Source organism: Citreimonas sp. (genome assembly GCF_042096055.1).
Classification (GTDB): domain Bacteria; phylum Pseudomonadota; class Alphaproteobacteria; order Rhodobacterales; family Rhodobacteraceae; genus Citreimonas.
Genome location: NZ_JBELMH010000055.1, coordinates 1 through 11,091, shown reverse-complemented (window position 1 = coordinate 11,091; position 11,091 = coordinate 1). Strand labels below are relative to the sequence as shown.

General features: G+C 64.2%; 11 protein-coding genes and 1 pseudogene. 3 read left to right on the top strand and 9 right to left on the bottom strand.

Going from position 1 to position 11,091, the window contains the following annotated elements:
• Both ACFDTC_RS12465 and ACFDTC_RS12460 read right to left on the bottom strand, forming a co-directional pair.
• Positions 1-368 (bottom strand): ABC transporter permease subunit (locus ACFDTC_RS12465; RefSeq protein ID WP_375259203.1); only part of this gene is annotated, 368 nt, incomplete at its 3' end.
• Between the two features lie 64 nt (positions 369-432).
• On the bottom strand, positions 433-1,218 hold the full coding sequence (locus ACFDTC_RS12460) for a transporter substrate-binding domain-containing protein (RefSeq protein ID WP_375259202.1): 786 nt from the start codon (positions 1,216-1,218) through the stop codon (positions 433-435).
• Between the two features lie 239 nt (positions 1,219-1,457).
• On the opposite strand from ACFDTC_RS12460, the gene ACFDTC_RS12455 reads away from it, so the two are divergent.
• Positions 1,458-2,291 carry a LuxR C-terminal-related transcriptional regulator gene (locus ACFDTC_RS12455; RefSeq protein ID WP_375259201.1) on the top strand — a complete coding sequence of 278 codons (834 nt, stop codon included), beginning with the start codon at positions 1,458-1,460 and terminating at the stop codon, positions 2,289-2,291.
• A 56-nt stretch (positions 2,292-2,347) separates the two neighbouring features.
• Positions 2,348-3,724: an aminotransferase gene (locus tag ACFDTC_RS12450; protein WP_375259200.1), complete on the top strand. Its 1,377-nt coding sequence runs from the start codon at positions 2,348-2,350 to the stop codon at positions 3,722-3,724.
• A gap of 33 nt (positions 3,725-3,757) precedes the next feature.
• On the opposite strand, the gene ggt is transcribed toward ACFDTC_RS12450, so the two are convergent.
• From ggt to ACFDTC_RS12430, 4 genes are all read right to left on the bottom strand, one after another.
• A complete protein-coding gene (gene ggt / locus ACFDTC_RS12445; RefSeq protein ID WP_375259199.1) occupies positions 3,758-5,293 on the bottom strand; it encodes a gamma-glutamyltransferase in 1,536 nt (511 codons plus the stop codon).
• A 161-nt stretch (positions 5,294-5,454) separates the two neighbouring features.
• On the bottom strand, positions 5,455-6,522 hold the full coding sequence (locus ACFDTC_RS12440; protein ID WP_375259198.1) for an ABC transporter substrate-binding protein: 1,068 nt from the start codon (positions 6,520-6,522) through the stop codon (positions 5,455-5,457).
• A 106-nt stretch (positions 6,523-6,628) separates the two neighbouring features.
• Positions 6,629-7,450 (bottom strand): ABC transporter permease, encoded by an 822-nt coding sequence (locus ACFDTC_RS12435; protein ID WP_375259197.1) that lies wholly within the window; start codon positions 7,448-7,450, stop codon positions 6,629-6,631.
• Positions 7,450-8,262: an ABC transporter ATP-binding protein gene (locus tag ACFDTC_RS12430; protein WP_375259196.1), complete on the bottom strand. Its 813-nt coding sequence runs from the start codon at positions 8,260-8,262 to the stop codon at positions 7,450-7,452. Before ACFDTC_RS12430 ends, ACFDTC_RS12435 begins: the two co-directional genes overlap by 1 nt.
• A 247-nt stretch (positions 8,263-8,509) precedes the next feature.
• On the opposite strand from ACFDTC_RS12430, the gene ACFDTC_RS12425 reads away from it, so the two are divergent.
• Complete coding sequence (locus ACFDTC_RS12425; protein ID WP_375259195.1) at positions 8,510-9,220, top strand: GntR family transcriptional regulator; 711 nt, start codon at positions 8,510-8,512, stop codon at positions 9,218-9,220.
• A gap of 68 nt (positions 9,221-9,288) precedes the next feature.
• On the opposite strand, the gene ACFDTC_RS12420 is transcribed toward ACFDTC_RS12425, so the two are convergent.
• The 3 genes and pseudogenes from ACFDTC_RS12420 to ACFDTC_RS12410 form a co-directional block, all read right to left on the bottom strand.
• Complete coding sequence (locus ACFDTC_RS12420) at positions 9,289-9,984, bottom strand: DEAD/DEAH box helicase family protein (RefSeq protein ID WP_375259217.1); 696 nt, start codon at positions 9,982-9,984, stop codon at positions 9,289-9,291.
• Positions 9,881-10,402 (bottom strand): hypothetical protein, encoded by a 522-nt coding sequence (locus ACFDTC_RS12415; RefSeq protein ID WP_375259218.1) that lies wholly within the window; start codon positions 10,400-10,402, stop codon positions 9,881-9,883. Before ACFDTC_RS12415 ends, ACFDTC_RS12420 begins: the two co-directional genes overlap by 104 nt.
• Before the next feature lie 565 nt (positions 10,403-10,967).
• Positions 10,968-11,091: pseudogene (locus tag ACFDTC_RS12410) on the bottom strand (IS6 family transposase); the annotation flags it as partial.

Genomic DNA, 11,091 nt, shown 5'->3' with positions numbered 1-11,091 from the left:
GGCAGCGCAAGGTAGGCGGCGCGGAAGACCTCGCAGGCGAAGGCGGCGTAGATCAGCGTCAATGTTCCGATGCCCGCCACGAACGGGTTGATCGACAGCCTGACATCGAAGCCCATGTTGGTCGCGGTGTCCTGAACCAGCGTGGGCAGGCCGTAGTAGATCAGCAGCAGCAGGACCAGTTCCGGCACGCCGCGCACGAAGGTGGTGTAGACCTCGATCAGCGCGCGGCCGGCGCGGGGAGCGAACAGCTTCCCCAGCGCGGCCAGCAGCCCTAAGGCCAGCGCGCCCACCATCGACGCGATCGCGACACCCAGCGTCAGCGCCAACCCGTCGAGCAGCAGCCAGCCATAGCCTTCAAGATCCGGCATGATTTCCTCGGCCCCTCAAGCGGTTGTGCGAGCGGGGCCGGGCAGCAGGACCCGGCCCACGCGTTCAGCCACCGTAGACGTCCAGCCCGAACCACTTGTCTGAGATTTCCTGGTAGGTGCCGTCCTCGCGCAGCGCCTGAATTGCGCGCGAGAAAGCATCGGCGATGGGCTGGTCCTCCTGACGGACGCCGACGCCCGCGCCGTAGCCGAACCATTCCGCGCCGGTGAATTCCGGGCCGCGCAGTTCGAAACCCTCTCCGTCCGGGGTGCCGAGAAAGCCATCCTGGATCGCCACGACATCGCCCATCACGGCATCAAGGCGCCCTGAGGCGAGGTCGAGATAGGCCTCGTCCATCGTGCCGTAGAGGCGCAGTTCGACCCCGGGCATGTTGTCGGTCAGGTAGCGCTCGAAGCTGGTGGCGCGCTGCGTGCCCACGACTGCATCCTCGAGACCTTCGGCCGAGATTTCGAGCCCGCTGTCGCTGGGGACGAGGAAGCGCGACGGAACCTGATAATACTTGTCCGAGAAGCCGATGACCTCGCGCCGCTCGTCGGTGACGTAGAGCGAGGCGATGATCGCGTCGTAGCGCTGCGCCTGCAGGCCCGGGATAATCCCGTCCCAGTCCTGAGTGACCCATTCGCACTCGATTTCAAGGTGCGCGCACATGGCGTTGCCATGGTCGATCTCGAAGCCCGCGACGCTGCCGTCGGATTCCGTATAGTTGAACGGGGGATAGGCGCCCTCGGTCCCGATGACGAGGGAGTCGGGCAGGTCCTGTGCAACGGCCGTGCCACCCAGTACCATCGCGACGACCGCAGCCGGCAGCGACGTTCCGAACATGATCTTCATAGCAACCTCCGTGTTATTTCGCGCTTTCAGCCGCGCATGGACGTAGGCTGCATCCCGGATAGTATACAATCAAGCATGCAATTGCGCGGAACGCCGAAGGGGTCAAATGAAGCGGGTGAAGATCAAAAGTTCGGCAGCGTTCCGGTACAACCACGCTGCCTGACGTCCTTTGCTTGCCGTCAATCACTCCTTTGCCTCTCGGCAGGCGCCAGCGGATGCACAGGGACGCGACGATATCGATGACATTGGACACCGACGAGATCGAACACGTCGCGCATTGCGTCGAGGCCATCGGCGACCCCGCTTTTCCGGGAGCGATCTGCGATTTCGCCCTACGGGTCAGCAGGGCCGAAACGGTGCTGCTGACGGCGTTCTTCTCCGGGCAGAAACCTGCCGCGCTTCACTCCAACCACACGGATGAGTCCGACAAGTCGGCACTGCGGCTCTATCTCGACGTCGCCTACCTTCTCGACCCGTTCTATCGGTTGTTCCGAGACGCCGGAGAGGATGGTGTCGTGCGCCTGAAGGATGTCGCGCCGGACGATTTCGCCCGCAGCGAATACAACCGCCAGTTCTACAAGGCGATCCGCCTTCAGGACGAATGCGGGCTCATGCTGCATATCTCGGACGACGCGGCGCTGTTCTTCTCGCTCGGGGTGCGGACCGCGCGGCGACGCATCGACGCCGCGCGGCTGAACGCCGCGCTGCCGATCATCGCGGCGCTCTCCCGGCGGCACTGGACGGGGCTGTCGGCGCAACGCCCCGACGGGTCCGGCCGGCTTGCCGCGCATCTCGAGGCCGCGTTCGACGCCTTCGGAAGCTCGGTCCTCAGCCCGCGCGAGGCCGAGATCGTGCGCATGATCCTGAAGGGCCATTCCTCGAAGTCGATCGCGCGCGCCTTGGACAACAGCCCCGAGACGATCAAGGTGCACCGCAAGCGGGTCTACGCGAAGCTCGGCGTCGTCTCGCAGGGCGAATTGCTGTCGCTGTTCCTGTCGGCCCTGGCGCAGATGCCGGCCCATGCCGCGGGCGATCCGCTGGCTTTCGTCGACGTACCCCGAAGGGGGGACTGATCGCGGCACGACCATGCGACTAGGATGGGCGAAACCGCATGCAAGGAGTGCCCCAGATGCGCAACGCCGACGCCAATTCCGCCTGGGCCAAGGACCGCGATCATGTCCTGCATCCCTACACCGACTTCACGACCTTCCACGCCGAAGGCAGCCAGGTCATTGAAGGCGCCAGCGGCATGTACGTGACTGACGCGGACGGGCACCGGCTGCTCGACGCGATCGCCGGGCTGTGGTGCGTCAATATCGGACATGGCCGGCGCGAGATGGCCGAGGCGATCTCCGACCAGGTCGTGAAGATGCAGTACTACAACCCGTTCGGCCACTCGACCAACGTGCCGGCCGCCGAACTCGCGCATTGGCTGGCTAGCCACGCCCCCGGGCACCTCAACCACGTGCACTACACCACCGGCGGGTCGACCGCCAACGAGGCAGCGATCCGGATCGCGCATTACTACTTCGCGATGAAGGGCCAGCACAGGAAGAAGAAGATCATCTCGCGCAACGACGCCTACCACGGCGCGACCTACGTGGCGGCCGAGCTGACGGGGATCCACGCCACGAAGCACGGCTTCGATAAGGTCGGCGAGACGTTCATCCACCACGTCTCGGCCGCGAACATGTACGCGAAGCCCGATCACATGACCGAGGCCGAGTACTGCGACTTCCTGGTGAACGAGTTCGAGAACCGCATTCACCAGCTTGGCCCGGACAATTGCGCCGCCTTCATCGCCGAGCCCGTCATGGGCGCGGGCGGCGTCCTGGTCGCTCCGCAGGACTATCACCGCCGCATGTGGGAGGTCTGCCGTAAATACGACATGCTCTACATCGCGGACGAGGTGGTGACGGCGTTCGGCCGGCTTGGCAACTGGTTCGCCTCGAAGGAGATATTCGACTACGAACCCGACATACTCGTCTCGGCCAAGGGCATCACCTCGGGCTACATCCCGCTGGGGGCCACGTTGATCTCGGACGAGGTCTACGATGTGATCAGCCGACCGCAGGTCGAGGGCGGCGTGTTCTCGATGGGGCTGACCTATTTCGGCCACCCGGTCGCCTGCGCGGCGGCGCTGAAGAACATCGAGATCATCGAGGCCGAAGGGCTATTGGCCAACAGCCGCGAGTCGGGCGGCTATCTGCAGGAGGCGGCACAGGCGCTGCGCGGCTCTGCCATCGTGGGCGACGTGCGCGGGCATGGCCTGATGCTGGCGGTCGACCTGGTCGCGGACAAGGCGACCAAGGCGGGCTTTCCGGTCACCACGGGCGCGGGGCACCGCGTTTTCGAGGAATGCGTCGAGAACGGCGTGATCGTGCGGCCGGTGGGCGACAGGATCGTCCTGTCGCCGCCGATCATCATCGATCGGGCCCAGATCGACACGATCGTGTCCGTTCTGGGCGACGCGATCGGTGCGGTCGAAGGCGAAATCCGGCCGTAGCCCGCGCCGGACTCCGGCACGCGCACAGGCGTGTCAGTACCCCAGCGCCAAGCCATCCTTGCGCGGGTCAGAGCCGCCGGTGAGCGTACCGGCGTCCCAGTCGATCCAGATCGCCTGGGCGCCGCCCAGCGGCTCGGTGGCCGCGACCACCGTGTGGCCCTTGTCGCGCAGCGCCTGCACCGTGACCTCGGGCACGCCGGTCTCGGCCACCACGGCGTTGTTCTCGTAAAAGACGCGCGGGCAGTCGATCGCCTCCTGGATATCCATCCCGTGGTCAAGCATGTTGGTCAGCACGTGCACCTGCCCGAAGGGCTGGTAATCGCCGCCCATCACGCCGAACGGCATGACCGCGCGGCCGTCCCTGGTCGCCATGCCGGGCATGATGGTGTGCAGGGGGCGCTTGCCGGGGCCGATGCAGTTCGGATGCGCGGGATCGAGCCGGAAGCTGAAACCGCGGTTCTGCAGGACTACGCCGCTTTCCTGGCCGGTGACCGCGCTGCCGAAGGCGAAATAGGTCGAGTTGATGAAGCTGACCGCGTTGCGATCCTCGTCGACGACCGAGATATAGACGGTGTCCGACCGTTCCAGCTCGGGGTCGGGCAGCGTGCGCATGGCGCGGGCGGGATCGATCTCGGCGGCCAGTTCGGCCGTGAAGGCTGGCGAAAGCAGCTGTTTGACGACGCCGGCGGCGGCTTCGGGGTCGGCGATGCGCGCATTGCGCTCGCGGAAGGCGAGGCGGCCGGCCTCGATCTCGAGATGCAGCTTGTCGGCGCCGATCGGGTCTAGCGCGCCGAACTCGTGTCCGGCCATGAGGTTGAGCATGACGAGCGCGGTCAGGCCCTGGTTGTTGGGGGGGACCTGGTGCACGCGCAGGCCACGATAGTCGGCCGAGATCGGCGTGACGTAGTCGCCCTTGGTCGCTGCAAAATCGTCGAGTGTGTGAACGCCGCCGAGTTCGCGCAGGCGGGACACGAGGTCCTCGGCGACGGGGCCTTCGTAGAACCCGGTGCGGCCACGCTCGGCGATCCGGCGCAGGGTCTGCGCAAGCTCGGGCTGACGGTGCACATCTCCGGCGCGCGGCGCGCAGCCGTCCGGCAGGAAGATGCGTGCAGAGACCGGATCGGCGGCCAGATCACCCGCCGTGTCCGCCCAGTCCACGGCCACGCGATCATGCACGACGTGTCCGGCCTCGGCATAGTGGATGGCGGGCGCGAGGACGTCCGCCATCCCGAGCCTGCCGTGATCGGCCAGCAGCGTGCACCAGCCATCAATCGCCCCGGGGATCGTCACCGCATGCGCGCCGCGTTTGGGCACGGCCTCGAGCCCCATGGCGCGATAGGCTTCGAGCGTGGCGCCCTGCGGCGCGCGGCCCGATCCGTTGAACGCGATCACGTCGTCCGAACCGCCGAGGCACAGCAGCGCGAAGCAGTCGCCTCCGATGCCGGTCGATTGGGGCTCGACCACGGCCTGCACGGCGGACGCGGCGATTGCAGCGTCAATTGCGTTGCCGCCCTTGCGCAGGGTTTCCAAGGCGGCGTTCGTCGACAGGGGGTGCGAGGTCGCCGCCATCGCACTGGTCGACCGAACGGGCGAACGACCGGGGGATTGAAGATCGCGCATGAGAGAGGCCTGTTCGTAAAGGGGTCAGTGTGTCGCCGCGTATCGCGACGCGGCATCGCGATCCTGAACAGGGGCCCGCCCGGAGTTGGCTGAGCGGGCCCCTGCAGGGATCATTCCGCGAGGGCGGCTTCGACCTTGGACATGTCGATCGTCGCGTTGATCTCGTCGATCAGCTCGTTGGTCGCGATGTCACTCGCTTCCATCGACGCGGGCAGCACCTCGACGTCGACCAGCCAGTCGAGATACTTCTGGTAGGTGGGCAGGATGCTTTCCCCCCAGTTCTCGGTCTCGCCGTCCAGCGTCCAGTTTTCGCTGACGGTCCTGAGCAGCGCTTCGCCCTGGTCGAGCGATGCCTCGTAGTCCATGCCGGTCGGTGTGACCTCGGGATAGACAGTCTGGAAGATGTCCATGCCGGTGCGCGGGTCCTCGATGATGAACATCTGACCCATCGCGTAGCCCGCTGCGACCTTCGCCAGAAGCTCTCCCTGTTCCTCGATGGTCGAGGGCAGGGCAGCGAAGCTGTTGGCCGGGAAGGTGGAGATCAGGTCGTCCTCGAGCGTGCGCATCGGCATTCCGGCGAGCGACATGAGGGTGTAGTTCGTGTCCCACTGGCTGACCGCCTGGACATCGCCCTTCTCCATCAGGACGGCGGATTGCGCCGGCTGGCCGGACACGACGATCCGCACGTCGGTGTCGGGGTTCAGCCCCGCGCTGGACACGACCGAGCGGGCGATTAGGACGCCGTTCGACGCCATGGAGGTCACGCCGATGTTCTTTCCCTTGAGGTCGGCGTAGGTCATGATCTCGCTGTCCTCGGGCACCGCAATGCCGAAGATGTTGCGACGGAAGGCCTTGTAGAAAACCTTCGTGTCCACGCCCGATGCCTGCAGAAGCGCCATCGGTTCAAGCGAGGGAACGGCGGCCAGGACCTCTCCGGTCGCGATGTTGCGAACGCGGTCCGAGGAGCCGCCGAAGTTCACCAATTCGACCTCGACTCCGAGGTCTTCGTACCAGCCGAAGTGCTGGGCAATGGCGAACGGCGCGGCACCCGTCGTGAACACGCTGGTACACCAGCCGACGCGAACGGTTTCGGCCTGCGCCGAGGCTTCATCCGCGGCCGTGAGGCCAAGCAGACCGATGGCGCCCGCCGTGGCGATGAACGTCTTCAAAGGGGTCATGTAATATCTCCCGTGTTGGATTCTGAGACTTGGTTGGGTCTGTTGATCTCCCTCTGGCGGGGAGTTGGGCGGCAGGGTGTCGCGCGCGTTCGGTGGGCCGACATCCTCAGGTGGTTTCCGCGGCTGGAGAGGGCTTCGCGTTCTTCGATCCGTCCTCGAAGCGTTCCCAGAAGTAGAGGCGCCGGCGCACGAACAGCAGCGTGCGGTTCAGCAGCAGGCCCAAGAGGGCCAGGATGATGAGGATCGAGAACGAGCCGCCGATATCCATGAGGAAGTTCATGTTCTGCATGAGCATGCCCAGCCCGCGCTCGGCGCCGAGGAACTCGGCCACCACGGTCCCGATCAGGGCTAGCGTGATGGCGATTTCGAGACCCGCGAAGATGAAGGGCAGGGCGCTGGGCAAACGCAGCATGACGAAGATCTGCCGCTTGCTGGCGCCGAGCGAGCGCATGAGGTCGATGGAATTCTTGTCCGCGGCGTTCAGCCCCGTGATCGTGTTGACCATGAGCGGGAAGAACGAAATGAGCGCCGCCGTGACGATCTTCGACGTCATGCCCAGCCCGAACCAGAGCACGATCAGGGGCACCAGTGCCACCTTCGGCATCGACAGGAACATGATGATGTAGGGATAGGCGAAATAGGCGACGTATCGGTTGAGCGCGATGCCGATCCCCAGCAGGAAGCCAAGTCCGCAGCCGATCGCGTAGCCTGCAAGGACTTCGAACAACGTGACGGCGATATGCTCCCAGTAGACGCCGGTAGCGAAGCCGCGCCAGAGCGCCTCGGCGATGGCGGTGGGGGGCGGCTGCACGAAGACGGGCACGCCTCCGCTTCTGACGAAAAGCTCCCAGGTTCCGAGGATGAGCACGAGCAGAAGGACGCTGAGCACCCGGTTTCGAAGGGTGTCGATGTCGGACAGGTTGGGCATCAGTCTAGGGCTCCTGTCGATCCGAAGTGGGCGCGGATGCGGCGGACGTATTCGCCGAATTCGGGCGAACTCATCATGTCGAGGGTGCGGTCCCGGGGCAGGTCGATCTTCATGATCTCGGCGATCCGCCCGGGGCGCGGCGTCATCACCACGACCCGATCGGCGAGAAAGACGGCTTCGGGGATGGAATGGGTGATGAACAGGATGGTCTTGTGATTGGCGGCCCAGAGGCGCTGCAGCTCGATGTTCATGTGGTCCCGGGTCATCGCATCCAGCGCGCCGAAGGGCTCGTCCATCAGCAGGATGGCCGGATCGTGCGCCAGCGACCGGACGATACCCACGCGCTGTTGCATGCCGCCCGAAAGCTCGGCCGGGTAGCGGTTCTCGAAATCCGCTAGACCGACCAGATCGAGCAAGCCCCGCACCCGCTCCATGTTCTTGTCGCGGCCGCGCTTCTGGATGTCGATCGGCAGAAGTACGTTCTCCAGCACGGTGCGCCATGGGAACAGGACCGCCGACTGGAACACGACACCCACGTCTTGGCGCGGCCCGGTGATGCGCTCGCCGCCCATGGACAGGTGGCCGGACGTCGCGTGATCGAGTCCCGCAAGAATTCGCATGAAGGTGGATTTGCCGCAGCCCGACGGGCCGACGACCAGGACGAACTCGCCGCGGTCGATATCGACATTGATGTCTTCGAGTGCCGTGACGCCGTCCTCGACGGAGCCGTAGATCTTGCCGACGTTGCTCGCCCGGATGAAGGGCTGTGCGCCGTGGTCCTTTTGTGCAGATGCTGCCTCCGTCGCGGGCATCATCGGCGAGCCCCCCGGTCGTCATGGCTTTCGGGTCGCGTGGCCGGCCCGGACCCGCACGGGTCGCTCCGTGTTTCCGCTTGCCCAATCACGTTGCATCCTCCGGTGTTGGTATCTTTCACGGGCTTGGCATAGCCTGCGTAATGTGAATTCTTTTTTGTATACGTTTTCGGTCGGCACTATGCTTGTCAACAGCCGAGCGCTGGTTTATGCGTTTTTTCCGCTCCCACGCCCGAGGATATGCCTAGTGGACAGCCAGACCCGCGGGAACCTGCGGCAGACAACCTACCACGCCGTCAAGATGCTCATCGTGACCGGGCAGCTTCCCCCCGGATCGCGGGTGACCGAGGCTGACCTGACGCAACGGCTGAAGGTCAGCCGCACGCCGATCCGCGAGGCGCTCAGTCGCCTCGAGACCGACGGTTTCGTGCAGCCGCGATCGAAGAACGGCTATTCGGTGATGCGGATCGACACGGCCACTGTAAACGAGGCTTTCGACGTCCGCGACCTGCTCGAGTCCGAGGCGACGCGGCTTGCGACACGCTGCATTGATGACGCCGGACGGGCAGAACTGCACATGATCCTCGACGAATGCGATGCGCTTGCGGCGCTGGAGAATCGGACGATGCGGGATGCCCTGCGCGAGATGCAGATCGGCATCGATCTGCACCGCATTATCGCGAGGCTGAGCGGTAACCGACTGCTTTACAACCTGCTCGACGGCGTGCTCGACCGGTGTCAGGCCTACGTCTGGCTGGATGTGTCGCGGCTGGACAGTTTTCCGGCGGCCCGGAAGGAGCACCGGGAGATCGTGACAGCGTTGTGCGCCGGCGACGAGGAAAGCGCGGTTGCTTTCACGCGCAGCCATATCGCTGCGGCCCGTAGAAACATTCTTGGCGTGCTCGAGATGCGGAAGGGCGTCGAGGAATTGGTAAGCGGGTCCCCCGCTGTATCCTAGGCTGACCGATTGCTCTCGGGTGGTAAGTCCTCTCCACGAAAGCTGCCCCATGCGACGAAATTGGCGGATCATCGTTTCCGACTTGAGTCACGAGATGGGTCGAGCTGAGTCGCGGCGTAGGCCTGTTCGTCGTCCTGCGTTTCCCAACGGCGCGCCCGGGTTTCGCGTTCGCGTTTCTCGACCAGTTGCTCAGCCTTCAGGGTTTCGCCACCTTGGGTGATCTCGGTTTCGATCAGGTAGATTTCGTTGCCGACGTTGACCTTGTCGGCGACGGCCTTTTCATGGGTGTATTCGCTGACCACGTTCTTTTGGAAGAACCCATAGGTGCGATTGTCGGGTGTAGCGGTCAGGCCGATCAGGTAGGCGTCGAAATACTCGATGACCTGGCGCCAGAGATTGTAGATCGACCGGTGACATTGATTGATGACGACCACGTCGAAGTATTCCGGCGGCAGCTTGGCGTTGTAGAAGACCGGCAGAGGTTCCTTACGGCGCCATTTCTGCTCGGCTGGGTTTTCGTCTTCGGCACCCTCGTTCAGTTCCTCGCCCTTGAGCGTGGCGTACATGCGCTGGATCGTGGAGATGACGACCGGGCTGTCGTTCGCGATGGAGGGCGAGGTGAGGCGCTGAACGTTGTAGAGCTCGGTGAACTTCCGGCTGTCATCGTTTGGGATGAAGGCCATGAATTCCTGTTCGGCCTGCTCGCCAAGGTTCTTGGTGTCGACCAGGAACATGATGCGGCGCGCGCCTGCGTGTTTGAGCAGTCGGTAGACCTGCGTGATCGCCGTGAAGGTCTTGCCCGACCCGGTTTGCCATCTGGACGAGGGCACGGGGCTTGTCGGCCTTGAGCGAGCTTTCGAGGTTCGTGATCGCCTTGATCTGGCAGTCGCGCAGGCCGTCCGGGTTGAGGGCCGGCAGAGATGCGATGCCTGCGCGCAGGCTCATTGGCGCCTGTGCCCAGGACTTGAGGGTTTCGGGGCGGTGAAAGGTGAAGACCTCTCGCGACCTAGCGTTGGGATCGTGGGCGTTGGTGAAGCGGGTGACCTGGCCTGTGCTTTCGTAGAGGAACGGGAGCGGCTCGGGGTTGGTGACCCACTTCAGCTTCGCGTTGGCGTATCCCTCGGACTGTTCCTCGACCGAGGTCAGGCGGACCCCCCAGTTGTCGGGTTTTGCTTCGACCACGCGGACCGCCTGCCTATCGGCGAAGAGGACGTAGTCGGCCGGTCCGATGTCCGTTTGGTACTCACGGACGGCCGCGCCAAGCCCGGCTTAAAATCAAGCGCCTTCTTGTCATGAACATGCCAGCCGGACGCCCGCAGGCGTTCATCGATCCGGTCCCGGGCAATTTGCTCGGGGCTTTGGTTTGCATCAGGCGTCACGTGACATTGCTAAATATTATCTTTGTTCAACATTGAGCTGCTCGCAGATGGAATGCAAACGTTCGGCATCGAGCTAAGAGGTTGTTAGCGGCACTGAGAAGCGCATTTCAACCGGGATGATGCGCTTGGGGGCCGGTCGGCGAGGGGCAGACTAAGACGTAGGCGACTGCCGTTCGCTGAGTATTAGTTCAGCGAGATGAGTCTACCGGCACCTTCCCGCACAATCCGCGTCACATTGGGAGATCTTGTGGGGGATGCGACTTCCGAGGGGCGAATTTTCTGAATTAAATTCAACAACTTATAGAGGCCTTGTGGCGGTGCTGTCAGACGAATGCGAACCAGTCTCCGTTTGGGCAGGAGCTTTCCGCTCAACCCGCGCAGAGACCGCGCCACTCGGCGAGAGCGGCGGCTCGGTTCAGCTTGAAGTTGGCGCGGGAGGAGAGGCTGCGATCTGAGTTGAAGTGGTTCGTGACGGAGGCATGGACGGAAGCG

Bases quoted from the DNA above. Each gene is read 5' to 3' on its own strand.
- ACFDTC_RS12430 (WP_375259196.1), bottom strand. From the start codon at position 8,262: ATGCCCGCGACGGAGGCAGCATCTGCACAAAAGGACCACGGCGCACAG.
- ACFDTC_RS12460 (WP_375259202.1), bottom strand. From the start codon at position 1,218: ATGAAGATCATGTTCGGAACGTCGCTGCCGGCTGCGGTCGTCGCGATG.
- ggt (WP_375259199.1), bottom strand. From the start codon at position 5,293: ATGGCGGCGACCTCGCACCCCCTGTCGACGAACGCCGCCTTGGAAACC.
- ACFDTC_RS12440 (WP_375259198.1), bottom strand. From the start codon at position 6,522: ATGACCCCTTTGAAGACGTTCATCGCCACGGCGGGCGCCATCGGTCTG.
- ACFDTC_RS12450 (WP_375259200.1), top strand. From the start codon at position 2,348: ATGCGCAACGCCGACGCCAATTCCGCCTGGGCCAAGGACCGCGATCAT.
- ACFDTC_RS12435 (WP_375259197.1), bottom strand. From the start codon at position 7,450: ATGCCCAACCTGTCCGACATCGACACCCTTCGAAACCGGGTGCTCAGC.
- ACFDTC_RS12455 (WP_375259201.1), top strand. From the start codon at position 1,458: ATGACATTGGACACCGACGAGATCGAACACGTCGCGCATTGCGTCGAG.